The organism is Williamsia maris (assembly GCF_024171815.1).
Classification (GTDB): domain Bacteria; phylum Actinomycetota; class Actinomycetes; order Mycobacteriales; family Mycobacteriaceae; genus Williamsia_A; species Williamsia_A maris.
In genome coordinates this window covers 498,787-524,934 of record NZ_JAMTCJ010000003.1, presented here as the reverse complement: position 1 = coordinate 524,934, position 26,148 = coordinate 498,787, and the positions used below count along the sequence as shown (strand labels likewise).

24 protein-coding genes are annotated in these 26,148 nt (G+C 69.1%); 12 read left to right on the top strand and 12 right to left on the bottom strand.

Features of this window, described 5'->3' with window-relative positions; translation table 11 throughout:
• Positions 1–18: 18 nt before the first annotated feature.
• The 3 genes from LX13_RS15855 to LX13_RS15845 all read right to left on the bottom strand — a co-directional run bounded on the left by LX13_RS15855 (position 19) and on the right by LX13_RS15845 (position 2,038).
• Positions 19–879 (bottom strand): hypothetical protein, encoded by an 861-nt coding sequence (locus LX13_RS15855; RefSeq protein ID WP_253662266.1) that lies wholly within the window; start codon positions 877–879, stop codon positions 19–21.
• A 61-nt stretch (positions 880–940) separates the two neighbouring features.
• Positions 941–1,423, bottom strand: coding sequence for a copper chaperone PCu(A)C domain-containing protein (locus tag LX13_RS15850; RefSeq protein WP_486389601.1), 483 nt, complete (start codon positions 1,421–1,423; stop codon positions 941–943).
• 45 nt (positions 1,424–1,468) lie between these two features.
• Positions 1,469–2,038 (bottom strand): HhH-GPD-type base excision DNA repair protein, encoded by a 570-nt coding sequence (locus tag LX13_RS15845; RefSeq protein WP_253662264.1) that lies wholly within the window; start codon positions 2,036–2,038, stop codon positions 1,469–1,471.
• Between the two features lie 170 nt (positions 2,039–2,208).
• Between LX13_RS15845 and LX13_RS15840 the strand changes: the two genes are divergently transcribed.
• Positions 2,209–3,657 (top strand): sugar porter family MFS transporter, encoded by a 1,449-nt coding sequence (locus tag LX13_RS15840; RefSeq protein WP_253662263.1) that lies wholly within the window; start codon positions 2,209–2,211, stop codon positions 3,655–3,657.
• A gap of 33 nt (positions 3,658–3,690) precedes the next feature.
• On the opposite strand, the gene LX13_RS15835 is transcribed toward LX13_RS15840, so the two are convergent.
• The 3 genes from LX13_RS15835 to LX13_RS15825 all read right to left on the bottom strand — a co-directional run bounded on the left by LX13_RS15835 (position 3,691) and on the right by LX13_RS15825 (position 6,053).
• Positions 3,691–4,449 carry a hypothetical protein gene (locus tag LX13_RS15835; RefSeq protein WP_253662262.1) on the bottom strand — a complete coding sequence of 253 codons (759 nt, stop codon included), beginning with the start codon at positions 4,447–4,449 and terminating at the stop codon, positions 3,691–3,693.
• A gap of 238 nt (positions 4,450–4,687) precedes the next feature.
• Positions 4,688–5,491, bottom strand: a complete 804-nt coding sequence (locus LX13_RS15830; protein ID WP_253662261.1) for an Rv1157c family protein — start codon at positions 5,489–5,491, stop codon at positions 4,688–4,690.
• 229 nt (positions 5,492–5,720) lie between these two features.
• Complete coding sequence (locus LX13_RS15825; protein ID WP_253662260.1) at positions 5,721–6,053, bottom strand: 4a-hydroxytetrahydrobiopterin dehydratase; 333 nt, start codon at positions 6,051–6,053, stop codon at positions 5,721–5,723.
• Between the two features lie 98 nt (positions 6,054–6,151).
• Here LX13_RS15825 and LX13_RS15820 point away from each other — a divergent pair, with 98 nt between their 5' ends.
• The 5 genes from LX13_RS15820 to LX13_RS15800 all read left to right on the top strand — a co-directional run bounded on the left by LX13_RS15820 (position 6,152) and on the right by LX13_RS15800 (position 10,818).
• Positions 6,152–7,207 (top strand): thiamine ABC transporter substrate-binding protein, encoded by a 1,056-nt coding sequence (locus tag LX13_RS15820; RefSeq protein WP_253662259.1) that lies wholly within the window; start codon positions 6,152–6,154, stop codon positions 7,205–7,207.
• Between the two features lie 67 nt (positions 7,208–7,274).
• Entirely contained in the window at positions 7,275–8,867 is a 1,593-nt protein-coding gene (locus tag LX13_RS15815) for an ABC transporter permease (RefSeq protein ID WP_253662258.1), read from the top strand.
• Positions 8,868–9,890 (top strand): ABC transporter ATP-binding protein, encoded by a 1,023-nt coding sequence (locus LX13_RS15810; RefSeq protein WP_253662257.1) that lies wholly within the window; start codon positions 8,868–8,870, stop codon positions 9,888–9,890.
• Positions 9,887–10,288 carry a (deoxy)nucleoside triphosphate pyrophosphohydrolase gene (locus tag LX13_RS15805; protein WP_253662256.1) on the top strand — a complete coding sequence of 134 codons (402 nt, stop codon included), beginning with the start codon at positions 9,887–9,889 and terminating at the stop codon, positions 10,286–10,288. The genes LX13_RS15810 and LX13_RS15805 overlap by 4 nt, the downstream gene beginning before the upstream one ends.
• A gap of 5 nt (positions 10,289–10,293) precedes the next feature.
• Positions 10,294–10,818 carry a PASTA domain-containing protein gene (locus LX13_RS15800; protein WP_253662255.1) on the top strand — a complete coding sequence of 175 codons (525 nt, stop codon included), beginning with the start codon at positions 10,294–10,296 and terminating at the stop codon, positions 10,816–10,818.
• A 7-nt stretch (positions 10,819–10,825) separates the two neighbouring features.
• Here the strand turns inward: LX13_RS15800 and LX13_RS15795 are convergent, their stop codons facing one another.
• The 3 genes from LX13_RS15795 to LX13_RS15785 form a co-directional block, all read right to left on the bottom strand.
• A complete protein-coding gene (locus LX13_RS15795; protein WP_253662254.1) occupies positions 10,826–12,115 on the bottom strand; it encodes a glycoside hydrolase family 183 protein in 1,290 nt (429 codons plus the stop codon).
• 177 nt (positions 12,116–12,292) lie between these two features.
• Complete coding sequence (locus LX13_RS15790) at positions 12,293–13,549, bottom strand: glycoside hydrolase family 183 protein (RefSeq protein ID WP_253662253.1); 1,257 nt, start codon at positions 13,547–13,549, stop codon at positions 12,293–12,295.
• 135 nt (positions 13,550–13,684) lie between these two features.
• Positions 13,685–13,861: a hypothetical protein gene (locus LX13_RS15785; protein ID WP_253662252.1), complete on the bottom strand. Its 177-nt coding sequence runs from the start codon at positions 13,859–13,861 to the stop codon at positions 13,685–13,687.
• Positions 13,862–14,069: 208 nt separating this feature from the next.
• On the opposite strand from LX13_RS15785, the gene typA reads away from it, so the two are divergent.
• The 6 genes from typA to LX13_RS15755 are packed head-to-tail and all read left to right on the top strand — an operon-like array spanning position 14,070 to position 22,667.
• The gene (gene typA, locus LX13_RS15780; RefSeq protein WP_188489784.1) at positions 14,070–15,977 is read left to right on the top strand and encodes a translational GTPase TypA; all 1,908 of its coding nucleotides are present in this window, start codon (positions 14,070–14,072) and stop codon (positions 15,975–15,977) included.
• Positions 15,978–16,014: 37 nt separating this feature from the next.
• Positions 16,015–17,928 carry an ABC transporter family substrate-binding protein gene (locus tag LX13_RS15775; RefSeq protein ID WP_253662251.1) on the top strand — a complete coding sequence of 638 codons (1,914 nt, stop codon included), beginning with the start codon at positions 16,015–16,017 and terminating at the stop codon, positions 17,926–17,928.
• Complete coding sequence (gene mshB, locus LX13_RS15770) at positions 17,925–18,827, top strand: N-acetyl-1-D-myo-inositol-2-amino-2-deoxy-alpha-D-glucopyranoside deacetylase (RefSeq protein WP_253662250.1); 903 nt, start codon at positions 17,925–17,927, stop codon at positions 18,825–18,827. The genes LX13_RS15775 and mshB overlap by 4 nt, the downstream gene beginning before the upstream one ends.
• A gap of 2 nt (positions 18,828–18,829) precedes the next feature.
• Entirely contained in the window at positions 18,830–19,195 is a 366-nt protein-coding gene (locus tag LX13_RS15765) for a facilitated glucose transporter (RefSeq protein ID WP_253662786.1), read from the top strand.
• A 38-nt stretch (positions 19,196–19,233) separates the two neighbouring features.
• Positions 19,234–21,885, top strand: a complete 2,652-nt coding sequence (locus LX13_RS15760) for a bifunctional FO biosynthesis protein CofGH (RefSeq protein WP_301301278.1) — start codon at positions 19,234–19,236, stop codon at positions 21,883–21,885.
• Positions 21,885–22,667: a hypothetical protein gene (locus tag LX13_RS15755; protein ID WP_253662249.1), complete on the top strand. Its 783-nt coding sequence runs from the start codon at positions 21,885–21,887 to the stop codon at positions 22,665–22,667. The genes LX13_RS15760 and LX13_RS15755 overlap by 1 nt, the downstream gene beginning before the upstream one ends.
• Before the next feature lie 27 nt (positions 22,668–22,694).
• Here the strand turns inward: LX13_RS15755 and LX13_RS15750 are convergent, their stop codons facing one another.
• From LX13_RS15750 to LX13_RS15740, 3 genes are all read right to left on the bottom strand, one after another.
• Complete coding sequence (locus tag LX13_RS15750) at positions 22,695–24,239, bottom strand: WD40 repeat domain-containing protein (RefSeq protein ID WP_253662248.1); 1,545 nt, start codon at positions 24,237–24,239, stop codon at positions 22,695–22,697.
• 152 nt (positions 24,240–24,391) lie between these two features.
• On the bottom strand, positions 24,392–24,847 hold the full coding sequence (locus tag LX13_RS15745; protein ID WP_253662247.1) for a DUF8820 family protein: 456 nt from the start codon (positions 24,845–24,847) through the stop codon (positions 24,392–24,394).
• Positions 24,848–24,891: 44 nt separating this feature from the next.
• The gene (locus tag LX13_RS15740) at positions 24,892–25,584 is read right to left on the bottom strand and encodes a DUF6745 domain-containing protein (RefSeq protein ID WP_253662246.1); all 693 of its coding nucleotides are present in this window, start codon (positions 25,582–25,584) and stop codon (positions 24,892–24,894) included.
• Positions 25,585–26,148: the final 564 nt, after the last annotated feature.

Below are 26,148 nucleotides of genomic sequence, written 5' to 3'. Positions count from 1 at the left end.
CAACCCCGACCGTGACGGTCAGTCGTGGTGGTGGTCGTGCCCGTTGAGTTCGTGCTGCTTGTTGCCGCCGCGGACCAGCCGCTTGGGCAGGCGACCCGCGAGATCGCCGAGCGGGGTGACCGCGTGGTTGAGGACGTCCACCGCGTCACGCAGCTCGTGAACCGTCTCCTGGATCGCCATGATGCTGGGGGCGAGCTGGCCGATGGTGTCGGTGAGCTCGGTGATGCGGTCGAGGGGACCGTTGGGCGCGATCGCCCGTTCGACGGCCCCGCCCTCGCCGACCAACTGGTCGAGCAGACCGCCCTCGACCACGAGACGGTCGATGATGCCGCCCTCGGCGGTCATCTTGTTCAGCAGACCCTCTTCGGCGGTCAGCTTGTCGATGATCCCGCCCTCGCTGGTGAGGCGTTCGAGGATGCCCTCGTTCTCGGTGAACTGATCGATCACGCCGCCCTTGCGGCTCAACCGGTCGAGCGGACCGTCCTTCGATGTGAGCCGGATCAGGATCCCGTTGTCCTCGGCCATCTGGTCGAGCAGACCGCCGGTGGCGGTGAGTTTCTCCAGTGAGCCGTCACGCGCGGTGAGGCGGTCGACGACCCCACCGGGGGCCAGGAGACGATCCAGCGCACCGTCGGCGGAGAGGATCCTGCCGATCGGCCGGTCCGGACCGAGCATCTCGGCGACCTGGCTGATGAGTGCCAACGGTGTCCGCGCGGAGAAGTTCTCGTCCTCGACCCCGAGGACACCGTTGACCTCGTGCGCCACGTTCTCGAAGGTCAGGCGGGCGATGGTCACGCTCGACTCGACAGCGGCCAACGCCACGCTGGTGATGGCGAAGCCGACCTTGAACGGGAGCTCCACGGCGAGCTTTACATCCATGGATGACAGGCTATGCCATAGCGGTGTGACCCAGCGAACATCAGTCGGTTCGGCTGACTCGTCACCGGACCGGGCAGGCCTCCACCGGCACACGAACCGTGATCTCGCCCGCGGTGGCGAACGTGAACCTGACGTCGAAGGACACGCCGGGCGCAGCCGCGTCGCGCAACCCGACGAGCCGGGTGGTCAACGCGTCGGCCCCGCGCGCGGGCTGTCCGGAGCCGGTCGTGGTGTTCACCGGGATGTCGACCGGTAGCGCGGGCGCGGTCTCGACCCGCTCGGCCTGCGCGGTCGAGATCGAGACCAGGCGGTCGGGCGTGGTCGACGAGGAGTTCGACACGACGTACCTCAGGGCCGCCGTGCCGCCGATCTGGACGGTGCAGTTCCCGGGAACGGCCGCCGGGACGACGAACACGTTCTCCACCGAGATGGGATCGGTCTCGGTTCCCGACCCACGGTTGCTCGAACCACCGTCGTCGTCGCTGCCGCAGGCGGTCAGAGCCGCGAGCGCGGAGAGTGTCATCGCCACAGCGAGTGTTCGCATCGTCACGTGGCGTGATGCTAGCGAACCGGACACGTCGCGGGTCGATCAGGCGCCGGCCTTGGCCTTCGCCTTCGCCGCCTTCTTGAACGCACGCACCTTGTTCAACGACTCCTCGTCGACCACGTCGGCCACCGACCGGAACCCCTTCTTGCCGTAGTCGCCGACCGCGGTCGTCCACCCCTTGGGCTTGACATCGAGTTGCTTGGCCAGCAGCGCGGTGAAGATCTTGGCCTTCTGCTCGCCGAAGCCCGGGAGCGCGTTGATGCGCGCCACCAGATCGGCTCCGCTGGTCGCCTCGGTCCAGATGCGGGTGGTGTCGCCGTCGTACTCGGCGACGATCACGTTCGCCAGGTCCTGCAGACGCTTGGCCATCGACCGCCCGTAGCGGTGGATCGCCGGGGGAGTGGCGCAGAGATCGGCGAACCCCTCGGGGTCGGCCAGCGCGATCTTCTCGGGGTCCAGCGTGCCGAAACGGTCGAGGACCGTGGCGGGCCCGGCGAACGCCCGTTCCATCGGGAACTGCTGATCGAGCAACATGCCCGCCAACAGGGCGAACGGATCGTTCGAGAGGAGTTCGTCGGCGGCGGGGTCCTGGGCGATCTGCAGCGTGACCATGCAGGAGATCCTAAACCGCGGGAAAAGAACTCGACCGCGAGTCGTGGGGCGATTGCGTGTCCATCGAGTTTGCGTGCGGAGTAGCGTTTTGCGCGGCACGTATGCCGACCTACGCAGATCGCGGTCGTGCGTGCCCGACACATACCTACTGCGCAGATCGGGGCAGCCAGATGAGCACCACGAGCCCGGCCACCACCAAGGACCAACACGTCGCGAAGGTCATCGGCGTCACGGTCGCCGCCGCCGTGGGCGGCTTCCTGTTCGGCTTCGACAGCTCCGTCGTCAACGGCGCCGTCGACTCGATCGGTTCACACTTTGAGTTGAGCGAGTTCTTCAAGGGCTTCGCCGTTGCCGTCGCGCTGCTCGGCTGCGCTCTCGGCGCCTGGTTCGCAGGCCGCCTCGCCGACAAGTGGGGCCGCAAGCCGGTCATGCTGGTCGGCTCGTTCCTGTTCCTCATCTCGTCGATCGGAACCGGATTCGCCTGGAGCGTCCCCGATCTCATCGTCTGGCGCGTGCTGGGTGGCCTCGGCATCGGCATCGCGTCGGTCATCGCACCCGCCTACATCGCCGAGATCGCACCCGCGAAGTTCCGCGGTGCGCTCGGGTCGATGCAGCAGCTGGCGATCACGATCGGCATCTTCATCGCGCTGCTGTCGGACTCGCTCCTGCAGGACAGTGCGGGTGGTGCGTCGAACGACCTGTGGTTCGGCATCGAGGCCTGGCGCTGGATGTTCTTTGTCGGCGTCATCCCCGCCATCGTGTACGGCGTCCTGGCGCTGATGATCCCGGAGTCCCCGCGTTACCTGGTCGGCAACAACCTCGACGAGGAAGCCGCCCGGATCCTGCGTGACATCACCGGCGAGAAGGATCCGCTCAACCGCGTCAAGGAGATCCGGCTGACGCTCAAGCGCGAGTCCACCGTCTCGCTCAAGGACATCCGCGGCCCGTCGTTCGGGTTGCACCCGCTGGTGTGGGTCGGTATCTGGATCGCCGTCCTGCAGCAGTTCGTCGGTATCAACGCGATCTTCTACTACTCGACGACCCTGTGGCAGTCCGTGGGTTTCTCCGAGAGCGAGTCGTTCAAGACCTCGGTCATCACCGGCGTCATCAACGTGGTGATGACCTTCGGTGCGATCCTGTTCGTCGATCGCATCGGCCGTCGCCGACTCTTGAAGATCGGTTCGGTCGGCATGTTCATCGGACTCGTGTTGGCGTGTATCGCGTTCACCCAGCAGCAGGGCTCCGGCGATAGCGTCACACTCCCGGACACCTACGGCACCCTCGCCCTGATCGGCGCCAACCTGTTCGTCGTCGCGTTCGCGGCCACCTGGGGTCCGGTCATGTGGGTGATGCTCGGCGAGATGTTCCCGAACCGGATCCGCGGCGTCGCGCTCGGCGTCTGTACGGCCATGAACTGGATCGCGAACTTCGCCATCTCGCTGCTCTTCCCGCAGGTCAGCGAGTCCCTCGGACTTGCCTACGTCTACGGGTTCTTCGCGCTGTGCGCCCTGATCTCGTACTTCTACGTGCAGTTCAAGGTGCCCGAGACCAACGGCATGGAACTCGAGTCCATGGGGGATCTGCGCAGCGGCAAGACGATCCCCACCGAGGTCTCCTGAACCTGCTCCCGGAGACCTCGGTGGAGGCCGCGCTCAGGCGTTGGTGATACCCACCATCGGGAGGAAGAAGCAACTGCGGGCACCGTTGTTCACGGTGCCGAAGACCGCCGAGAGGACCGTGCCCTTGCCGGTGTCGACCGGGGCGAGGCGGCTGCCCGCGGGGGCCAGCGCGTTGACGAGGTTGCCCAGGACCATGGTGGCACCGGTCTTCACCGGACCGGCGGGGATGTTCGCGAGCCACTGATCGGTCAGCGTCTGCCCGGCTTTGCCCATACCGGCGAGGCCGTACTTGCCCGTGTTGGCGTTGAACCAGGCGACCTGCATGCCGGTGGCGGTCGGGTCGCTGGTGACGCCGGCGGGGACGAAGCCGTAGAGCGTCTGCCCGTCCTTGACCACGTTCGGGTCGATGTCGACGAACGGGATCTTCGGCAGTGCGATCCCCGGTGCCGCCCAGGGTCCGGCGATGGCCCCGCCGGCGGCCGGTGCGATCCCGAGCGGGTTCGAGGCGGTGGGGGCGACGCAGTTGAACGCCACCGAGGGGTTCAGGAACGGCTGGATCCCGAGCTTGCGCAGGGCGGCGTTGGCCTCGGAGAGCAGGGTGAGGACGTCGGCACCCGACGCCGCCGACGGCGTCGCCCCGGACAGGGTCTGCGCGATGGTGGCCGCATCGGCGGCGCTCACCGCGGGGTCCGCCGAGGCGGGACCGACGCCGGTGGTGATCGACAGACCTGCGGCACAGATGGCGGCGGCCGCGAGTGCGCGGCGGACGGACGACGGACGAGACGCGGACATGGTGCTCCTCTGCGGGCGGCCCGTCGCGCGAGAATGGCGAGACAGTCCTGTTACTGATGTGACGGATGGTGTTTGAGAGCAACGGTCGCACGGCGTCGAGACCGGTGACAAGGCGCGTTTCCGTTATGAGACGCAACCGCTATCGAACCGGGAGCAGCGTCACCGGGGAGGCCGACGAGAACCGGGCGCCCCCGCGGTTGCGGAGACGCCCGGCGTCGTGGAGATCAGTTCTGCGAGATCAGATGTAGGCGAGACCCACCGTCGGCACGATCGTGCACCCGACGTTCTTGCCCTTGATCTTGGTGGTGACGTTGCCGTAGATCGCCGACAGCACGCGGCCTTTACCGGTGTTCGCGATCGCGGTGAACGTACCGGGACCGTTGACGGCGTTGATCTTCTCGTTGCGCTTGAGGTTGATCTGGCCGGTCCGACCGGTGTCGATGTTGATCCAGATCGCGATCAGCGGGGCGCGGTTGTTGTCGACCGCGGGACCGGTGCCGAGGCTCGTGTAGACCAAGCCGGCCTGGCCGCGGCCGGGGCCGGGGGTCGGGGCCTTCTGCGGGCCCGCGGTCACCAGTGCGGTGCCGACGGAGTTGCCGTCGGGCAGGCAGCCGATACCGATGGTCGGGTACAGGAACTGCTGGATGCGCGGGGCGTTCGGACCGGTCGGGATGATCGGGTCGTTCTTGGCGGCGACCTTCGCGACCTGGGACGGCTTCGCGGTGTTGTCGAGGAACCCGACCACGGTGTTCCAGATCTCGCCGACGGCCGGTGGCATGCCCGGGACCGAGGCGAGTGCCTTCGCCTGCGAGGCGATGTCGGCGTTGACCTTGCCGTCGGGTCCTGCGGTGGCGACCGAGCCGACGATCGCGGGCACGAAGGCGCCGAGCGAGCTCAGCGTCTGCTGGTCGACCTTGGGCACGGCGGGTGCCGGAGCGCCGGACGCGACGGCCGGGGCCGACAGAGCGGTCGCGGCGGCCAGAGCGGTTACGCAGACGGCCCGGCGGGTCCAGGACCCCGGACGCACGTCACCAAAACGCACAATTACATCCCATCGTGTGTTCGGTCCGCGCTGACGGCGAACCGTGGTCGCCCCGTGGGCGCAGACCGTTTGTCGTTGTCACTTCCCCCGACGCAGAGCGTCGGGCGTCAGTGTAGGTGGTGACCGCGTGTCCGCGGCCGTCCAGGGACCCTAGCCTGGTACAGGAGTGACAGTTGAGACTGTTGATCCGATTGTTACTCGGTCCACACCCGATCGACACCCCGACCGGTCAGTCCTCGACGGCGTCGAACATCTCGTGGAACAGGTCGTCGATCGCGCCGGCGAGTGCGACGTCGAGCTCGGTCAGCCCACCTGCCGAGTGCGTGCTCAGCGCGATCGTCACCGTTCGCCAGCGGATGTCGATGTCGGGGTGGTGGTCGCGGTTCTCGGCCTCGGTGGCGATCCGACCGACGAAGGCGATGCCGTCGAGGAAGGTGGGTGCCGAGAAATCCCGTCGGATGACGCGGTCGCCGAATTCCCACTCCGGCAGTACGGCCGCCACCGCGGAGATGCGGTCGGCGCTCAGGAGCTCGTCGCCGGACTTGTCGTGTGAAGCAGTCATGAAACCCATGGTGGCACCGTGACACCGCCGACACGCCGCGTTCGCCGGCGGCTGGTTAGATCGTTGGGTAGCGCAGTGTCGAGCAGGAGGTCAATCGGGTGCAGCGGTGGGGTCGGCAACAGCGGGAACAGCGGTGGGGTCGAAATGCGGTCGCGATCGCCCTCGGGGCGGTACTGGTCGCGTCACTCGCCTCGGCGTGCGGCAGTTCGGACACCTCCGACGAGGTCACGTTGCTGACCCACGACTCGTTCGCCCTCCCCGACAACGTGATCGCCGACTTCGAGAAGCAGTCCGGCCTCACCCTCAAGATCGCCAAATCCGGCGACGCCGGGCAGCTCGCGTCGACGATCTCACTCACCCCCGGCCGGCCCAAGGTCGACGCGGTCTACGGCATCGACAACACCTTCGCCTCGCGACCGGTGTCGGCGAACGCGCTCGAGGCGTACCGATCACCCGCTCTGACCGGCGGTGCGCAGGAGTACTCGCTGACCGGCGCAGCGAAGGACCAGCTCACCCCGGTCGACCGCGGTGACGTGTGCATCAACGTCGACACGGCCTGGTTCGCCCAACGCAACATCCCCGCGCCGACATCGGTGAACGACCTGACCGACCCGCGCTACTCCGGCGACACCGTCGTGATGGACCCGGCGACGTCGTCGCCGGGCATGGGCTTCCTGCTCGCGACCATCGCGCAGTTCCCCGCGGACTGGCAGAACTACTGGCGCGCGATGCGCACCAACGACGTCTCGGTCGAGGCCGGCTGGGACACCGGGTACAACCAGCAGTTCTCCGGCGGAGAGGGCAAGGGTCCCAAGCCCATCGTCGTCTCCTACGCGTCGTCACCGGCCGCGAACCCGGCCACCAAGGCACTGCTCGACAGCTGTTTCCGACAGGTCGAGTACATCGGTGTCCTGCGCGGCGCCGCGAACACCGAGGGCGCGAAGAAGCTCGTCGACTTCATGCTCGGCGAGCAGGTGCAGGCCGCCCTGCCCGACTCCATGTACGTCTACCCGGTGCGCGACAACACCCCGCTGCCCGAGTCGTGGGCCAAGAACGCGCCACTGCCGGAGTCGACGGTCGACCTGTCGGCGGCGTCCATCGCCAAGAACCGTGAGAGCTGGCAGCAGCAGTGGCGAACCATCATGGGGCGCTGACATTCTCGCTGGTCAACTGACGTCGGGCGCGTCCGGGCGACTCCGTTCGGTCGGGGTGGGCGCGATCGTGGTCGTCCCCCTGCTGTTCCTCGGTGTGTTCTTCGTGTGGCCGGTCGGCGCCCTGATCCGGCGTGCGTTCGACGTGTCCGACGGTGCCGGACTCGGGACGCTGCTCGCGCGGACCGACGCGTGGGGACTGCTCGGTTTCACCCTCGCGCAGGCCGCCGGGTCGACCGTGGTCGCCCTGATCGTCGCCGCCCCGATCGTCTGGCTGGTCGCGGTGGCGGCGCCGCGCTGGTCGACGGCCCTGATGGTCCTGGTGACGGTGCCGTTCGTGCTGCCCACCGTGGTGGTCGGCATGGCCTTTCGCGCGTTGCTCGGCCGCGGTGGCCCGCTGGCCGGGCTGGGATGGGACGGATCGGTGTGGTCGATCCTCGCCGCCCACGCCTTTCTCAACGTCGCGGTGATCGTCCGGGTCGTGGGGTCGGTGTGGCGCACGATGGATCCGCGCGCCGAGCAGGCCGCGCGCACCCTGGGCGCGTCGCCCTGGCGTGCCTTTCGCACCGTGGTCCTCCCGCGGCTGGCCGTCCCCGTCCTCGCCTCGTCAGCGCTGGTGTTCCTGTTCTGCGCCAGCAGCTTCGGCGTGGTCCTCATCCTGGGCAACGGCAGATGGCAGACGTTGGAGACGGCGATCTACACCCAGGCCATCGGTTACTTCGACATACCCGCGGCGGTCGCGCTCTCGATGGTGCAGATCGTCCTGGTCGTCATCGTCGTCGGTGCGGCCCGTGTGCTCACACCCCGCACCGAGGCGGTCGCGGCGAGGGCCGCCGCCCCGACGCCGTTGGCCGGCCTGCGTGCGGTGTCGGCCGCGGGCGCGACGGTGTGGGCGGTCATCCTGCTCGTCGGTCCCCTCGCGGTGGTGGCGCTGCGCTCGGTCCGCCCCACCTCCGGCGGGTCGGTGACCGATCCCGACTCGTGGACCTTGTCCGGGTATCGATCGCTGACCGAGTCGGTCAACGGCGAGACGCCACTGCAGACCCTGCAGTACAGCGCGATCAGTGCATTGTGGGCGACCGTGCTCGCGATGATCGTCGGACTGCTCGGAGCCCTCGCGCTGCAGCGGTCGCGCGGCGCCGTCGCGACCGTCGGCGCCGGCCTGGCCCTGCTGCCATTGGGGGTGAGCGCGGTGACCGTGGGATTCGGCTACCTCGTCGTGCTGGCGTCGCTGCCCGCCGAGGTCGCCGCGTGGCCCGGGGTGGTCCCCGCGGTCCAGGCGCTCATCGCGGCGCCGATCGTCATCCGGATCATCGCTCCGGCCCTCGCGGCGGTCCCGACATCGCTGCGGCACGCGGCGGCCAGTCTCGGCGCCTCGCCCTGGCGGGTCTGGCGCACGGTCGATCTACCGCTGATCTGGCGATCCCTCGGCGTGGCAACAGCGTTCGCGTTCATCATCGCGCTCGGCGAGTTCGGGGCGACGGGTTTCGTGGCCCGGCCGGGCACCACCACGCTGCCGGTGCTCATCGGATCCGCGTTGAACCGACCCGGCGCCGACAGCCTCGCGACCGCGATGGCGTGCTCGATGCTGTTGATCGCGGCGACGGCCGTCGTCGTGGTGATCATGGAGTCCCTGCGCGGCGTGGAAGGCAGTGAGTTCTAGATGCTCGACATCCGATCGCTCCGGGTCGCCTACCGCGATCAGATCGTCCTCGACGGCCTCGACCTGTCCATCGGCACCGACGGGTCGGTGGTCACCGCGCTGCTCGGCCCGTCCGGGTGCGGCAAGTCGACGCTGATCCGCGCCATCACCGGCATCGAACGCCCCACGTCCGGCGTGATCAGCTTCGACGGCGTCGATCTCGCCGACGTGCCCACCCATCGCCGCGACTTCGGCGTCGTGTTCCAGGACGGTCAACTCCTGCCGGGCAGAACGGTGTCGGCCAACATCGCCTACGGTCTGCGCGCGCGCAGATGGTCCCGGTCGGCGACGACCGAGCGGGTCGGTGAACTGCTCGACCTGGTGGGCCTTCCCGGTCTCGAGGACCGGCCGGTCTCCGAGCTCTCCGGTGGTCAGGCGCAGCGCGTCGCCCTCGCGCGCGCCCTGGCGCCACGTCCGCGACTCCTCCTGCTCGACGAGCCGCTCTCCTCGCTGGATCGCCGCCTGCGGGAACGTCTCGCCGTCGACATCGCCGAGATCCTCCGGGCGGCAGGCACACCCACGATCCTGGTGACGCACGACCATCAGGAGGCCGCGGTGCTGGCCGATCGGATCGCGATCATGTCCGAGGGGTCCATCGTGCAGTCGGGCACACCGGACGTCGTCTGGCGCACCCCGATCAGCGAGTGGGTCGCACGGTTCGTCGGCTGCACCAGCGTCGTGACCGCGCAGATGGACGGCGACGTCGCGGTCACCGCGGTCGGGCGCGTCTCGCTGCCGGAGCGCGGAGCGGCCGAGACCGGGGCCGAACGACAGTTGGGGTTGCGACCCCGGTCGTTGGTCGTCACGTCGACGTCGGAGGTGCTCGCGCGGGTGGAATCGGTCGCGGCATTGCCCGAGGAGTACCTGTTGCAGATCCGTCTGTCGTCCGGCGCGCAGTACGCGGCGGTGTCGGACCGGGCGGTGTCGGTGGGCGACGAGGTCGCGGTCACCCTCGACCCGGACCGCATCGCGGTGATCGGATGAGTCGGATCGTCGTCGCGGGTGCGGTCATCGACGCCGGCCGACTCCTGTTGGCGCAGCGCGCACGTCCGGAACATCTCGCGGGTCTGTGGGAGCTGCCCGGCGGGAAAGTCGAGCCGGGGGAGACCACCGCCGAGGCGCTGCGTCGTGAACTCGACGAGGAACTGGGCGTCGAGGTCACGGTGGGCGAAGCGATCGGCGCACCGGTCGAGGTCGCCGCCGGGGTCGACCTCGTCGCGCTGCGCGCCGAACTCGTCACCGGTACACCGCAGCCGCGAGAGCATCTCGCGATCGCGTGGGTCGACGCCGACGAGCTCGCCGCGCTGTGTGCGCGGGGTGTCGTCGTTCCCGCCGACACCGCGTGGCTGCCCGATCTCGATGCGCTGTTACGAGGAGAATAGGTCTCATGTCATTGCCGCCGACCAGCCGTTTCGATCACGGGGACGAGACCGACCCGTTCGACAAGCAGGACCACCCGTCCCCGCGACGCAACGCGGCCGCATGGATCATCCTGGGGGCCGCGGTGGTGCTCCTCGTCGTCGTGATCGCGGTGGTCGTCGCGAGCGGGGGAGGTGACGACACCCCGGCGACGCCCGCGGTCGCGAGCACCGTCACCGTCGAACGGACGGTGGCCCCGACCCCGACCACCCCGTCGAGCAGCTCGGTCGCACCGCGGCCCACCGCGTCGGCGGCCGACGGAGCGGGCATCATGCCCGATGTGGTGTGCATGAATCTGCAAGCGGCGCAAGATCGCATCCAGAAGACCGGGGTCTTCTACTCCCGCAGCGAGGACGCGACCGGCAAGGGCCGGGCCCAGCTGTTCGACCGGAACTGGATCGTGGTGTCGCAGTCGCCCGCACCGGGTTCGCGCATCGGTGAGGGTGACGCGGTGCTGTCGGTGGTCAAGACCGACGAGCCCAACGACTGCTGAGAACGGCTCAGCCGACGGCGATCTGGGACAGGTCGGTGCGCAGCATCATCACGTTGTAGTCGAGCCAGCGTGAGGCGGTGAAGTACAGGTACCGGTCGTCGCCGCCGGTGGACGGGTAGACGTACGGCGCGTAGACGCCGCCGAGTTGCTGACGCGTGAGCAGCGTGACCGGTGCGCTGAACGGCCCCTCGGGCCGGGTCGCGGTGCGCATCGCGATGGTGCCGTTCGCCTCGTTGCCGTAGAGCATCAGATACCGCTGCAGACGCTTGTTCCAGGACACCGACAGCTCGCTGACCGGCTCGGTGACAACGGCTTTCGACTTCGTGGTCTCCGATGACCAGGGATCGCCCGCGTCGCCGGTGTAGTACTGGTACTTGCTCAGATCCAGGATGTTGCCGGGCAGGAACCGGCACAAGAAGGCCGCGCCGTAGCGACCGTTGGGGGTGCTGTACTGGTAGATGTACTGGTCCTCGCCGTGTCCCCGGAGGTAGGCGCTCTGCTGGTACTTGCCGTTGCTGTCGTCGATCTGCTCGACGCCGGGGATCGACACCGGGAGGTTGAGCCGCACCGTCTTCGGGTCGGTGGCCCACGTCTGACCGTTGTCGCGGGAGACAGCGATGGCCGAGGAGTTGGTCACCCACCGACCGGGCCCGCCCCACTGACGGACCGACATGAAGTTCATGTACTGCACGCCGTCGATCGCGATCGCCGCGGTCGGGATGGTGGTCACCTCGACGCCGGACACCTCCAGGGCGGGGATGGACTCGCTCGCGTATCGCGGTGTGGCCGAGGCGACGACGGCGCCGGACCGGACGTCACCGGGCACCCCGTCGCCGATGGTGACACCGTCGGCGGGGTCGGTGTCGGTGGTGCGCAGGATGAGGTTGTGCCGCCACTGCTGCCGCGGGGCGTTGCAGTCGCCGAACGTGTCGCCGAACGCCATCAGCGTCTGCCCCGAACCGTTGTCCCAGGAGATCCCGAGGTCGGTGCCGGTGATCCCGAAGCGGGTGTCGGTGCGGTTCGGCGACCTGCCGCCGGTCACCCACGCGACCGGACGGGTGTTGCCGGAGTCGACGACCGGGAGCGCCCCCTGGGCGCTGCTCCTGCCCAACAGGGGGCCGGCGCCGCTGCTGCCGAATGCGTTGCCGAGCGCCTGGCCCAGCGGAGAGGAGCCGAGCAGGCCCTCGTTGCCGCAGGGTGCGGCGGACGCGGGCCCGGCGAGGCCGACGCCGGCGAGGGTGGCCGCGGCGGTACACGCGGTGGTCAACAGGACGACGCTGCGACGTAGGGCGGACATGACACTCCTCGGTACCGAGCCCGCCATCGTCTGATCCCCGTCACATCTCTGTGACTCGTGTGACTGATGGGGCTAGTGGGATTTACCCGACGATGATCCCCGGCCGCTGTGCCCGAGCCCGTATCGAGAGATCGATTGCGACCGAACAGATGCCGGATCGTTACGACGTACCGCAGGTCAGCGGACGGGGATCCTGGTGAGATCGGTGCGCAGCATCATCACGTTGTAGTCCTGCCAGCGCGAGGCCGTGAAGTACAGGTACTGCCCGCCCTTGGGGGAGCCGGCGTAGATGTACGGCGCGTAGACGCCGCTGAGCTGCCTCGAGTTCAGCAGGGTTGTCGGGGCGCTCCACGGTCCCTCGGGGGCGGTCGCGGTGCGCAGCGCCAACGACCCGTTGCCGTTGTTGCCCGCCAGCATGAGGTAGCGCCCCAGATAGGCGTTCCACGCCACCGACATCTCGCCGACGGGTTCGCGGACGATGGCCTTCGACCTCGTCTGATCGGGCGACCACGGCCTGGCCTTGTCGCCGGTGAAGTACTCGTACTTCTTCAGGTCGAGGATGTCGGCGGGGCGGAAGCGTGTGACGAACGCGGCGCCGAAACGCCCGTTCGGGGTTCCGTACTGGTAGATGAAGCCGTCGCGGCCCGTCAGGTAGGCGCTCTGCTGGAACTTGCCGTTGCTGTCGTCGACGACCTTCGCCCCCGCCGACGGCGAGATCAGGTTGGGTCGCACGGTCGATTGCGCCGTCGTCCAGGTCTGGCCGTTGTCGCGCGAGACCGCCACGGCCGAGTAGTTGGTCACCCATCGTCCGGCGTCGCCCCATGACCGCACCGACATGTAGTTCATGAACTGGATGCCGTTGATGGCGATCCCCGCGGTCGGGATCGTCGTGATCGCGACACCCGGGATGCCGGGGGACGGAACGCTTTCCGACGCCCTGCGGGGTGTGGACGACGACACCGACGCGCCCGAACGGACGTTGCCGGGCACGCCGGACGGGATGCCCACGCCGTCGCCCGGGGTGGTGTCGGAGGTCCGCAGGATCGTGTTGTGTCGCCACTGCTGTCCGGGGGCGTTGCAGTCGCCATAGGTGTCGCCGAACGCCATCAGGGTCTGCCCGGACCCGTTGTCCCACGAGATGCCGAGGTCGGTGCCGGAGATCCCGAAGCGGGTGTCGGTGTGATTCTGCGAGAGCGCGCCGGTGACCCACCCGACGGTCCGCGTGTTGCCGGTCGGCACCCGCGGCAGCGGCTTCTGGTCGCTGCGTCGACCGAGAAGGCCGCCCAGGCTGCTGCCGAAGGCCAGGCTCGACCCGAAGATCCCGCGGTTGCCGCACGGTGCCGCCGAGGCGGGCGCGGAGACCCCGATGGTGGCCGCGACCGAGAGCGTGACGCTCGCGGTGGTGACGACAGCGAGAATCGAACGAAACCTCATCCAGGACCCCTCCCCGTGCCCGCTCTCGTCAGAAGACCGAGTGACGCGTCGGTGACGGTCGGGGCGATGAACAACTGCGGGGAATCGTACTGGTGAGCGACTCGATGTCGACCCTTTTCGGGAGGTACGTCGGATTCAGGCGGCGCGGGCCTTCTTCAGGGCCTTGGTGAACTGCTTGTTCGAGAACTCGTGCGCATCCATCTTGCCCAGACGGTGCAGTACGACGGGGCACACAGCACACCGCGTCGACTTGCGGCAGCACTTCTTCTTGGGCTTCACCTTCGTGAAGGTCGCGGCCGTCACCTTTGCCATGGAACTGAGAAGACCTCACTGTCGGATCACTGCGTTGCCGGGTCGAACTTAGGTAAGCACACCCTATGTCGGCAGACATTAGCAGAGCGTTCATCGACCTTCTGAGCCTCTGTGACGGTCATCTCAACGGCCCTACCGATACCCTGGACAACGGTCAGGCGCCGTGCCCGGTCGTTTTCGTATGTCCAATACCCGAAAGACACGCCCAGTGAATGCTGCTCCGAACTTCCGTAACGTCGCGATCGTGGCGCACGTCGACCACGGCAAGACCACGTTGGTCGACGCGATGCTTCGACAGTCCGGTGTCTTCACCGAGCGGGAAGAGGTCGTCGACCGGGTGATGGACTCCGGTGACCTCGAGCGCGAGAAGGGCATCACCATTCTCGCGAAGAACACCGCCGTGCACCGTCGTCAGCCCGACGGCACCGAGGTCGTCATCAACGTCATCGACACCCCCGGCCACGCCGACTTCGGTGGCGAGGTCGAGCGCGGACTGTCCATGGTCGACGGTGTCGTGCTCCTCGTCGACGCCTCCGAGGGCCCGCTCCCGCAGACCCGCTTCGTGCTGCGCAAGGCCCTCGCTGCCTCGCTGCCGGTGATCCTGCTGGTGAACAAGACCGACCGCCCTGATGCCCGCATCGCCGAGGTGGTCTCCGAGAGCCACGACCTCATCCTCGACCTGGCCTCCGACGTCGACGAGGAGGCCGCCGAGGCCGCCGAGCTGGCACTCGACCTGCCGGTCCTCTACGCATCGGGCCGCGCAGGCATCGCCAGCACCGTCGCACCCGAGAACGGCAACGTCCCCGAGGGCGAGAACCTCGATCCGCTGTTCGACATGCTGCTGTCCTACGTGCCCGCGCCCAAGGGCGATCTCGACGCGCCGCTGCAGGCCCACGTCACCAACCTCGACGCGTCGCCGTTCCTCGGCCGCCTCGCGCTGGTCCGTCTGTACGCGGGCACCCTGAAGAAGGGGCAGACCGTGGCCTGGATGCGTGAGGTCGACGGCGAGCCCGTCACCGAGCGCGCGAAGATCACCGAGCTCCTGGTCACCGTCGGCGTGGCACGCACCCCGGGTGAGACCGCCGTGGCCGGCGACATCGTCGCCGTCGCCGGTATGCCGGAGATCATGATCGGCGACACCCTCGCCGACGTGGACAACCCGATCGCCCTGCCCCGCATCACCGTCGACGAGCCCGCGATCTCGGTGACCATCGGCACCAACACCTCGCCGCTGGTCGGTCGGGTCAAGGGCCACAAGCTCACCTCGCGCATGGTCAAGGACCGTCTCGACAGCGAACTGGTCGGCAACGTCTCGCTGCGCGTCCTCGACATCGGCCGCCCGGACGCCTGGGAGGTCCAGGGCCGTGGTGAGCTCGCGCTCGCGATCCTCGTCGAGCAGATGCGTCGTGAGGGCTTCGAGCTCACCGTGGGCAAGCCCCAGGTGGTCACCAAGCAGGTCGACGGCAAGCTGCACGAGCCCTTCGAGCACCTGACCATCGACGTCCCCGAGGAGTACCTGGGCGCCGTCACGCAGCTGCTGGCCGCCCGCAAGGGTCGCATGGGTGACATGACCAACCACGGCAGCGGCTGGGTCCGCATGGAGTTCATCGTCCCGTCGCGCGGACTCATCGGATTCCGCACCGACTTCCTCACCGAGACCCGCGGTACCGGCATCGCCAACGCCGTGTTCGACGGTTACGCGCCGTGGGCCGGCGAGATCCGCGCCCGCCACACCGGTTCGCTGGTCTCCGACCGCGCGGGCTCGGTGACCCCGTTCGCGATGATCCAGCTCGCCGATCGCGGCACGTTCTTCGTGGAGCCGGGTGCCGACACCTACGAGGGCATGGTCGTGGGCATCAACCCGCGCATGGAGGACCTCGACATCAACGTCACCAAGGAGAAGAAGCTGACCAACATGCGTCAGTCCTCCGCCGACGTGATGGAGACCCTCGCCAAGCCGATCAAGCTCGAGCTCGAGGCCGCGATGGAGTTCTGTACCGATGACGAGTGCGTCGAGGTGACCCCCGAGGTCGTCCGCGTGCGCAAGGTCGACCTCGACGCCACCACCCGTGGCCGCGAGCGGTCGCGTGCCAAGGCACGTAACGCGAACGTCTGATCGGAGCATCGGCGACAATGCTGAGGTGTTCGCGACGATGAGCCGCCGGGGTGCCGCGCGGGTGATGTTCGCGCTCTGGTGCGTCGTCGCGGTCGCGACCGCGGCGTGCACCGCCGACCCGCCGCCCCCGGTGCAGCAGTCGGAGGCCCCGCCGCCGCCGACCGATGTCCCGCAGGGACAGACGATCTCGGTGGCCACCGACACGATCGGGGTGGGTTTCAACCCGCATCTGTCGGCGGATCAGAGTCCGGTCACCGCGGCGGTCGCCGCGATGACCCTGCCGAGCGCGTTCACTCCCGTCGCCACGCCGACGGGGGTGGCGTGGTTTCTCGACCCCGCGGTGCTCATCGGCGCAGAGGTGACGTCGCAGTCGCCGTTCACGGTCACCTACCGGATCGCCCAGGACGCCCAGTGGTCCGACGGCCTGCCCGTCACCGGCGAGGACTTCTCGTACCTCTGGGAACAGATGTCGCGTCAGCCCGGCACCGTGGCACCCGCCGGCTACCGGCTCATCGACGACGTCACGTCCCGTGCAGGCGGCAAGGAGGCGGTGGTCCGGTTCCGGGCCCCCTACCCGGCCTGGCGTGAGCTGTTCACCTCGTTGCTGCCGTCCCACGCCCTGCGCGGCGTCCCCAACGGTTTCCAGACCGGAATGGACACCGGGATGCCCGTCTCGGCAGGCCGGTTCGCGATCAGCGGCATCGACTCCAGCCGCGACGAGATCCGCCTGCAGCGCAACGACCGGTACTGGCGCACCCCCGCGGTCGTCGACCAGATCGTGTTGCACCGCGTGGGTACGTCCACCCAGCTCGCCGAGTCACTCCGTTCGAGCGACACCCGCGTCGTCGCCCTGGCCGGCGGGCCCGCCCTCGCCGGGAGTCTCGGGGCCATCCCCGGCGTCGTCACCGGACGGACCGCGGTCGGTCGATCGCTCGGCATCACCCTGAACACGCGGAGTCCGATCATGTCCGATGTCGCCGTGCGGCAGGGGATCCTCGGCGTGGTCGATCCGCAGGTGCTCATCGACGCCGGTGCGGGCGAGGCCACGGTCACGCCGTTCGCGAACACCGTCTACCAGCCGTCGGACCCGGGGTACTTCGCCACCGACCGCCCCGCCCCGGACGCGGCGACCGTCGCCGGGTACTTCGCGACGGGCGGTTATTTCCCGGTCCCCGCCGCGGCGTCGACCACACCGCCGTCGTCGAGCGGTGCGAGCGCACCTGCCACCGACCAGTCGGCGGCCCCGACAACCACGACGTCCACCACCGACGGCGGGTCGTCGACCACCGCGACCCTGCCGCAGGGCGTCGTGCCGCTGCAGCGCGGCGGTACGACGCTGGCCGTACGCATCGGTGTCGTCGCCGGTGACGTCCGCACACGCGCCGTCGCCGACAGCCTCAGCGATCAGCTGCGTGGGGCGGGCATCCTCGCCGAGGTGCGCGCGCTGCCCGCGCCCGAGCTCTACGGCACCGCACTCACCGATCCCGGCGTCGACATCGTCGTGGGGTGGCAGTCGGCGGGGGTCTCGCCGGCCACCCGGCTCGCGTCGAGCACCGAGTGCGACGTCCCGCGATCCGGTGCCACCGGTACCACGTCGGCGACACCGACCCCGAGTGGCGCCGTCCCCACCTCCGTCGCGCCGAGCGCATCGCAGACGACCACCCCCGACCGGTCGTCGGCCACGGACGACGAGCGCTACGCCAGCAACGTCTCCGGACTCTGCGACCCCACGCTGGGCAGCCTGGCCAACCGTGCCCTGAGCGTCGCCGACCCGTCGGCCGCGCTCCGTGAGGCGGAGACCGCCGTCGCCGCCCAGCACGTCTACCTGCCGATCTATCAGGACTCGCTGCTCACCGCGGTCGGCCCGGGGACGACGAACGTGCGCCTCGACGGTCCCGTGGCCACCGGCATCTTCGGCAACTCCGGCACCTGGGGGATCGCCCAGCGATGACGTCTACAACACACGGGTCGGGATCGCGCCGACTGATGGTCGTGCACGCCCATCCCGATGACGAATCGATCATGACCGGCGGGATCATCGCCCGGTATGTGGCCGCGGGCGCCGAGGTCACCGTCGTCACCTGCACCCTGGGCGAGGAGGGCGAGGTCATCGGCGATCGGTGGGCCGGGCTCGCCGCCGACGGGGGTGCCGACCAACTCGGCGGCTACCGCGTGCTGGAACTGACCCGCGCGCTCGACGCGCTCGCCGCGCCGGGCACTTCTCTCGTCCCCACCTTCCTCGGTGGTGCCGGTCGGTGGCGTGACTCCGGGATGGCCGGTTCGCCCGCGGCCGAACACCCTCGTGCGTTCACCAACGCCGCGCCGGCCGAGCCCGTCGCCGCGCTGGCCGACCTCATCGTGGCGCTGCGCCCGCAGGTGCTCGTCGGCTATGACCCCGCGGGGACCTACGGCCATCCCGACCATGTCGAGGTCCACCGCATCTGCGGCGCCGCGATCGACGAGGCCCGCACCCGCGGGTGGTCGGTGGCCAAGCACTACTGGTCGGTCACCGAGGCGTCCGCGCTCGAGCGCGGACTCGACGGCGTCGACGCGCGGGTTCCCGACGGCTGGCGGATGCCGCTGGCCGACGAGCTGCCGCGTTACCCCGACACCGACATCACCACCGGCATCGACGTCCGCGCCGTCTTCGAGCGCAAGGTCGACGCCCTGGCCGCCCACGCCACCCAGGTGACGGTGGCGCCGAGCCGCACCGAGTACGCGCTGTCGAACAACATCGTCCAGCCCATCCACCCCGAAGAGCACTTCATCCTCGTCGAGGGTGAACTCGAACCGCCCGCCCCCGGCGAGCGTGAGACCGATCTGTTCGGGCCGTCGACCGTGGACGCGTGACGATGCGTCCGGTCGACCGCGTGCTGCTCGGGGTGCTCACCCTCGACGGGTTCATCGTCGGCCTGCTCAGCGTGGCGTTCCTCAACGTCTATGTCGGTTCCGTCCCGGTTCCGGCGACCGCCCTGATCGGTGGCCTCGCCAACGGCGTCCTGCTGTGGCTGGCCGCCGGACACACCGGCACCCCGGCGCGCATGCTCCCGTTGGGCGGATGGGTGATCGCAATGGGGTTCGGACTGTTCGCCGGCCCCGGTGGGGACGCCCTGTTGTACACCGATTGGCGCACGTTGCTGCTGGTCGTCTTCGGTGCCGGCATCCCGGTGGTGGTGTCCTGGTCGGGACGTCTACCGCAGCCGCGCGGCACCTCCTAGGGCGGATCAGGGGGCGGGAATGACCGCCCACCGCTCCGATGGCGCATGATCGGAGGGTGACATCCGAACACCGTGAGTCAACCGATCTCCCCGCGCCCACCTTCGTCGGCTCCCCGACAGCGGCGCACACCGACCCCGTGACCGTTGCCGCGGCCCCGTCGCCCGACGAACCCGCACCGACCCCGTCGGCCATGCGGCGCGCGTTGCGACGCGTTCGTGACGGCGCGACGATCAACGTCGACGAGGCGACCGTGCTGCTCGCCGCCCGTGGTGACGACCTAGCCGACCTGTCCACGTCGGCGGGACGGGTCCGCGATGCGGGTCTGACCGCGCAGGGCCGCGACCACCAGGTCACCTATTCCCGCAAGGTGTTCATCCCGCTGACCCGACTGTGTCGCGACAAGTGCCACTACTGCACCTTCGTCACCGTTCCCGGAAAGCTGGCCCGCGAGGGACACGGCGCGTTCCTGGAGATGGACGAGGTCCTCGACATCGCGCGTCGCGGCGCCGAGCTGGGATGCAAAGAGGCCTTGTTCACCCTCGGCGACCGCCCCGAGGACCGGTGGCCCGAGGCCGCCCAGTGGCTCGACGAGCGTGGTTACGACTCGACCCTGGACTACGTGCGCGCGGCGTCGATCCGGGTCCTCGAGGAGACCGGTCTGCTGCCGCACCTCAACCCCGGGGTGATGACGTGGGAGGAGATCTCGCGCCTCAAGCCGGTCGCCCCGTCGATGGGCATGATGCTCGAGACCACCTCGCGGCGCCTGTTCACCGACAAGGGGGAGTGCCACAACGGCAGTCCCGACAAGGACCCCGAGGTGCGCAAGCGCGTCCTGGTCGACGCGGGCCGGCTGTCGGTGCCGTTCACCACCGGGATCCTCGTGGGGATCGGCGAGACGCGGCACGAACGCGCGGAGTCGCTTCTCGAGATCCGCTCGACGCACAAGGCTTTCGGTCACATCCAAGAGGTGATCATCCAGAACTTCCGGGCGAAGTCGGACACGGCGATGCGCTCGGTGCCCGACGCCGACATCGACGAGTTCATCGCCGCGGTCGCCGTCGCCCGGGTCCTGCTCGGACCGTCGATGCGGATCCAGGCGCCGCCGAACCTGGTCTCGGCCGACGAGTGCGCCGCACTGATCGCCGCCGGCGTCGACGACTGGGGTGGAGTCTCGCCGCTGACCCCGGATCACGTGAACCCCGAGCGGCCGTGGCCGAACCTCGACGCGCTCGCCCAGATCACCGCCGACACCGGCTACACGCTGACCGAACGTGTTGCGGCGCAGCCGCAGTACGTCCTGGCCGGGCAGCCCTGGATCGATCCGCGGATCACCGGACACGTGCGCGCCCTGTCCGATCCGGTCACCGGTCTCGCCGCCGACGTCATCCCGGTGGGTCTGCCCTGGCAGGAGCCCGACGAGGACTGGCAGTCCACCGGACGCGTCGACCTGCACACCGCCATCGACTCCGAGGGCCGCAACACCGAGACCCGTAGCGATCTCGGCAGCGCATTCGGCGACTGGGACACCGTGCGCGAGCAGGTGCTGGCCCTCTCGGCCGACGCCGCGGCGGCGCCCGCCCGCCTCGACGCCGACGTGTTGACCGCACTGCGCAACGCCGAGAAGGACCCCGCCGCCTGCAGCGACGCCGACTACCTCGCGCTCGCGACGGCCGACGGTGACGGACTCGAAGCGCTTGTGGCACTCGCCGACTCGCTGCGCAAGGAGGTCAACGGCGACGACGTCACCTACGTCGTCAACCGGAACATCAACTTCACCAACATCTGCTACACCGGATGCCGGTTCTGTGCGTTCGCCCAGCGCAAGGGTGACGCCGACGCGTACACGCTCTCGGCCGACGAGGTCGCCGACCGGGCGTGGGAGGCGCACGTCGCCGGCGCCACCGAGGTCTGCATGCAGGGCGGCATCGACCCGGAGCTGCCGGTCACCGGCTACGCCGATCTGGTGCGGGCGGTGAAGGCCCGGGTGCCCTCGATGCACGTCCATGCGTTCTCGCCGATGGAGATCGTCAACGGTGCGTCGCGCGGCGGACAGAGCGTGCGCGAGTGGCTGACCCAGCTGCGTGAGGCCGGACTCGACACCATCCCCGGTACCGCGGCGGAGATCCTCGACGACGAGGTCCGCTGGGTGCTCACCAAGGGCAAACTGCCCACCGCGTCCTGGATCGACGTCGTCACCACCGCGCACGAGGTGGGACTGCGGTCGAGCTCGACGATGATGTACGGCCACGTCGATGCCCCGAAACACTGGGTGGGGCATCTGAACATCCTGCGCGGGATCCAGGACCGCACCGGCGGTTTCACCGAGTTCGTGCCGCTGCCGTTCGTGCACCAGAGTTCGCCGCTCTACCTCGCGGGAGCGTCGCGTCCGGGCCCGACCCACCGCGACAACCGTGCGGTGCACGCCCTCGCACGCGTGATGCTGCACGGGCGCATCCACAACATCCAGACCAGCTGGGTCAAGCTCGGTACCGCCGGTACCCAGGTGATGCTGCAGGGCGGCGCCAACGACCTCGGCGGCACGTTGATGGAGGAGACCATCTCGCGCATGGCCGGGTCGCAGCACGGGTCGGAGAAGACCGTGGCCGAGTTGCGGTCGATCGCCGAACAGATCGGTCGCCCCGCGCGGGAGCGGACCACCGTCCACGCCCGCCGCGAGACCGCGGCCTGATGGCGCAGCGCACGATCAGCGACCGCGACATCGCACGGGTGCTCCACACCGCGACCGGGGTGATCAATCCGGTGCTCGACGTCCTCGAGGGCTGCGACGTGCTCGGCGTGAAACGTCTGACGTTCACCGACTCGGCCGACGACGACTCCCTGATCGCCAAGGCCACCGACTCGCTGCGCTGGGTCACCGACCACACCGGTCTGCCCGGCACCGCGACCTGGGACAAATGGAATGTCGAGCAGCGCACCGAGTGGTGGGTCGGCCGGGTCGGTCGCCTCAGCACGGTGTTGGTGGCCTATCCCGGTGTCTTCGGGGCGATCTCGAATCGGCTGCCGCTGCAGGATCTGCTCGGCTTCGCGCAGCAGGCGTTCGTCATCTGCGCGGTCCAGCGGGTGCACGGTGTCCACGACCGGAACGAGCAGACCGACCAGCTCGTCGCCGTGCTCTGCGATCGGATCGTCGACTCCCGGCGGTTGTTGTCGCAGCCGGCCGACGACTCGGCGAGCGCCTCCGCCGACATCGAGAAGGCGGTCGACGCCGCGCGTGAACGCAAGCGGTCGCTGAGTCCGGCCGGCATCGTGAAGTCGGTGTGGGCGACGGTGGCGTTGCTGCGGTCGATCTCCGATGTCCTGTCGCACCGGCCGTCGCCGAAGCAGCCGTGGCGATTGCTCAGTGCGCTGCCGGTGGTGGGTGCGGTCGCCGACTACGTGGGGGAGCGGTCGGCCCTGCGCCGCGCGGCCGAGGCCGCCGTGGCCAGTCTGCGAGCGCCGGTACGCGTCTGATCCCGTTCGTGGCTGATCGCGCGCCGGTCACCCGGTGGCGGCAACAACTCGCCCGGTCACGCTGTCGTACAGGCGGATTCCGCACGGACCCGATCCCACGATGCGGGTCCCGTCGCCGGAGTACTGCGCGGTGGTGCCGAGATCGCACTGCTGCGCGTCGCCGGCCGCCTGCAGGGTTCGCCGGTGGGTCGGGTCGGCGCTGTCGTACACCGTGAGCCCGCATCCCGCGATCATGAATGTCGTCCCGTCCGGGCTGTACTCGACGGTGGTCCCCGGCGTCGAGAACTCGGTGGTGCATTGCGGCGGGTCGGGGAGCGCGACGTCGTGGGATCGGCGGGGCGCCGTGGCGTCGAAAGTCGTCAGCACCTGGCGTCGGTAGGGGTCCTGATCCCCTGTGGTGGAGACGTTCTGGGTCGTGAGCACCGCAATCGACGTGCCGTCCGGACTCACGGCGGTGTCGAAACCGTCGCCTGCGCCGCCCGACCGGGCGAGCGTCGTCTGGCGCCCGCGCGAGGTGTCGTACAACCAGACGGCGGTGCCGGCCGCCGGTTGGCCAGGCCCCGCCGGTGGCGAGACCGTCTGCCCGACCGCCACCGGCTTCCCCTCTCGTACTGCGACATCCCGGATCGTGGATTGCGCGGTGCCGCTGCCGTTGTCGATGTCGGTGCGCGTGAGGAGTCTGCCCGTCGCCGCCGACCACGTGGTGACACCGGCGAAGGTCGTCGACGTGCTCTGCGCGCCGGGTCGAGGGGACGTGAAACCGGCGACGATCGTCTGGCCGTCGGGTGTGTAGGCCAACGCCGGTGGGAACGCGATGCGAGCCCCGGTGATGGATTCCAGGGTGTGGTCGATGGTGGCTGTACCTGTGTTCCACAGGCGGACGATCCGCCGGATGCCGTCGTAGGGCTCTCCCGGCGGCCCGGCGAAGTCGTTGCCCGCGTAGGTGGTGATCTGCGCTCCGTCAGGACCGACCGCGAACATCGAGCGGGTGGCGGGGGTGTTCCCGCTCGGGCCGCCGCCGTCGGTGCCGTCCGGATTGCCCTCCCCGGGTCGGGTGTAGGTCGCGACGAGGCGGCCCGTGACGATGTCCCACGCGCGCAGGAGCGCGCCGCGCTGATGCGGGTCATCGGTGACGACCCGTGATCCGTCGGGGGTGAACGCCATGGACGTGGGCCGCGGGATCGGGGCGCTCAGCACGCGGGCGCCGGATCGTGCGTCCCAGACCCACAGCTCGGTGGGTCCGTAGCGCGTCACGGCCGAACCGGTCCCGTATCCGGCGATCGGCGTGACCACCCGTCCGGCGAGTGACTCCACGACGGCGGCGACGCGGGTGCCGTCGGGCGAGAGGGCGGCCGGATACATCTCACGGCCGGTGAGGTCGCCGAGCAGACGCGTCGCACCGGTGGTGGACGCTGACACGTCGTCGGTGGACGCCAGGGACTCCATCGGGACCGTCGACATCGAGAGGTCCGACGGGCCGGCGGTGTCCGACGTCGAACACCCGACAATGCACGCCGCGACGGTCACCACGGCGACAACCATCCGCGCGACGGTGTTCATCCGTACGGTCATGCGAACCATCATCGCGCGATTTCCGCTGTTGGGCTCTCGTTCGCCGCTGTTGGGCCGTTGTCGCAGGGAACTGCGTCATGACGGCCCAACGCGCGAGAACGAGGGCCCAACACACGAACGGTCATGACGTCGACAGGCGTATCCGGCGTGGGTCAGTCGGCCACCAGCTGGACTCGCGATCCGAGATGGACCTCGGTGCCGCCTTCGCGTTGACGTCCGATCACGTAACGTCCCGGGGCGATTCCGGTCGCCCCGTGCTCGGGGTGGATCAGATACGCGACGACCTCGGTGTCGAGGATTCCCAGGGCGAGGCCGCGGGTGTCGTGCACGGGGGTCGACCAGGTGCAGATCCCTGCGTCGCCGACGAGACTGTGCGGATTGCCACCGGCTGCGCTGCGCAGCAACTCGATTCCGGACAGCGGCACCGCGGACGTCCGAGTCCACCGACCGGTCGTGACCGCCTCGCGCAGGAGTCGATGCGGGACCACGATGAGATCGCCTTGGGCCTGGAGCCCGTCGATCACGGGGATGGACACCGAGCGGTCGAGATGATCGAGGACCTCGAGTCCGGTGAGGTCGGTGAGAGTGGACAGGGTCATGACGTTCATGGGGGCACCTTGGGTTGTCGGGTCGGGAGTGGCGTGAGATGTGGTCATGTTCGGCGGGCCAGCTGGGCGTAGTCGGAGCCGCGGATGCCGTACGTCCAGCCCGCCGCGTCGAGCGCGGACCTGATCCACGGCGGCACGCGCAGCCCGTACCGTCGGCGTTGCCCGTCGCGTTCTGCGGATCCGTTGACCACCAGTAGGATTCGTTCGGGACGTCCCCAGCCGTCGGGCGTCGCGTAGAGGCGTAACGGGTTGCCGCCGTTGCCGGGATCATCGGTCTGGTCGATCTGGTCCAGCCCGGCGGCGTCGATGTAGGTGTCCCACCCGATGCGTTCGATCGCGCATCGGCGGACCTCGACATTGCGTTCGCGGGCGATGCGCTCGACGGTCGGCTCGCGCACGACCCATGCCGGGATGATCGTCCCGTGATGGGCGAAAACCTCGTGACCGTCGGCGAACTCGATCGCCGGCTCGTCGTCGCGATGCAGACGCTGTTGGTCGAACTGTCCGTTCGGCGCGGGCTCGGTGTGCAGGGCGGTCGGTCGCTCCGCCATGACGCACACGTCATCGAAGGCCCACCACCATCCGGTTGCGCGGGTGAGACCGGCGAGCACGTCGAGAATGTCGACGTCCTCGGGCCGGAACTCTGCGAGGCCGGTGCGTCGGTAGTAGTCGTAGTACGCGACGCGGTGGGCCTCCTGCTGCCCGTACCAGGTCACCGCCCCGACGAAAGGCGGCATCAGGGTTCGTATCCCGGAGGCCACGCCATCGCACAGACTGGTACGCAGAGAATCCCAGATTGATTCACGCACAAAGCGATACGTGCTCCTGGCTATGTCCTCCGAGATCTGCCACGAGGGAACTCCCAGGTTCGCCGTCATCTGTCGCTCGCCCCAGGCGGTGCGATGGGCGCCCGCGATCCGTGCGTCCATGCGGGCGCGGGACGCGGGACGCGGAGAGCATGGCCGCGATACGAGCAGGTGCACGTTCGAGGCTGTCGATGCTGATGGACATCACGTCGGCCCGGCCCATCGTGGACATCAGTTCCTGGGCCGCCGGGGGTGAGGTCGTCCAGACGAACTCGGGTTCGCTACACCCGGATCGTCGATAAAGTTCTGCAACAGCAGATTCCGCCGTGATGCGATCCGAGGGTTGGGCGAGGGTGCCGAAGGTGAGCCAGGCGTCGCGATACGCGTGCAGATCAGGTATCGGCCCGGAGTCGGGAATGGTGCGGGTGGGGATTGGGATTCGCGGCGATCGGGTGGCCGTGCGAATCGGTGCGGCGCTCACGCGATGGTGGCGGA

What these genes read in the sequence shown, in the direction of transcription:
- LX13_RS15760 (WP_301301278.1), top strand. Translation starts at nt 19,234, where the DNA reads ATGGCGCATGATCGGAGGGTGACATCCGAACACCGTGAGTCAACCGAT.
- LX13_RS15855 (WP_253662266.1), bottom strand. Translation starts at nt 879, where the DNA reads ATGGATGTAAAGCTCGCCGTGGAGCTCCCGTTCAAGGTCGGCTTCGCC.
- LX13_RS15790 (WP_253662253.1), bottom strand. Translation starts at nt 13,549, where the DNA reads ATGAGGTTTCGTTCGATTCTCGCTGTCGTCACCACCGCGAGCGTCACG.
- LX13_RS15800 (WP_253662255.1), top strand. Translation starts at nt 10,294, where the DNA reads ATGTCATTGCCGCCGACCAGCCGTTTCGATCACGGGGACGAGACCGAC.
- LX13_RS15755 (WP_253662249.1), top strand. Translation starts at nt 21,885, where the DNA reads ATGGCGCAGCGCACGATCAGCGACCGCGACATCGCACGGGTGCTCCAC.
- LX13_RS15825 (WP_253662260.1), bottom strand. Translation starts at nt 6,053, where the DNA reads ATGACTGCTTCACACGACAAGTCCGGCGACGAGCTCCTGAGCGCCGAC.
- LX13_RS15775 (WP_253662251.1), top strand. Translation starts at nt 16,015, where the DNA reads ATGAGCCGCCGGGGTGCCGCGCGGGTGATGTTCGCGCTCTGGTGCGTC.
- LX13_RS15740 (WP_253662246.1), bottom strand. Translation starts at nt 25,584, where the DNA reads ATGCCGCCTTTCGTCGGGGCGGTGACCTGGTACGGGCAGCAGGAGGCC.
- LX13_RS15795 (WP_253662254.1), bottom strand. Translation starts at nt 12,115, where the DNA reads ATGTCCGCCCTACGTCGCAGCGTCGTCCTGTTGACCACCGCGTGTACC.
- LX13_RS15810 (WP_253662257.1), top strand. Translation starts at nt 8,868, where the DNA reads ATGCTCGACATCCGATCGCTCCGGGTCGCCTACCGCGATCAGATCGTC.
- mshB (WP_253662250.1), top strand. Translation starts at nt 17,925, where the DNA reads ATGACGTCTACAACACACGGGTCGGGATCGCGCCGACTGATGGTCGTG.
- LX13_RS15785 (WP_253662252.1), bottom strand. Translation starts at nt 13,861, where the DNA reads ATGGCAAAGGTGACGGCCGCGACCTTCACGAAGGTGAAGCCCAAGAAG.
- LX13_RS15805 (WP_253662256.1), top strand. Translation starts at nt 9,887, where the DNA reads ATGAGTCGGATCGTCGTCGCGGGTGCGGTCATCGACGCCGGCCGACTC.
- LX13_RS15845 (WP_253662264.1), bottom strand. Translation starts at nt 2,038, where the DNA reads ATGGTCACGCTGCAGATCGCCCAGGACCCCGCCGCCGACGAACTCCTC.
- LX13_RS15750 (WP_253662248.1), bottom strand. Translation starts at nt 24,239, where the DNA reads ATGACCGTACGGATGAACACCGTCGCGCGGATGGTTGTCGCCGTGGTG.
- LX13_RS15850 (WP_486389601.1), bottom strand. Translation starts at nt 1,423, where the DNA reads ATGCGAACACTCGCTGTGGCGATGACACTCTCCGCGCTCGCGGCTCTG.
- LX13_RS15745 (WP_253662247.1), bottom strand. Translation starts at nt 24,847, where the DNA reads ATGAACGTCATGACCCTGTCCACTCTCACCGACCTCACCGGACTCGAG.
- LX13_RS15835 (WP_253662262.1), bottom strand. Translation starts at nt 4,449, where the DNA reads ATGTCCGCGTCTCGTCCGTCGTCCGTCCGCCGCGCACTCGCGGCCGCC.
- LX13_RS15840 (WP_253662263.1), top strand. Translation starts at nt 2,209, where the DNA reads ATGAGCACCACGAGCCCGGCCACCACCAAGGACCAACACGTCGCGAAG.
- LX13_RS15765 (WP_253662786.1), top strand. Translation starts at nt 18,830, where the DNA reads ATGCGTCCGGTCGACCGCGTGCTGCTCGGGGTGCTCACCCTCGACGGG.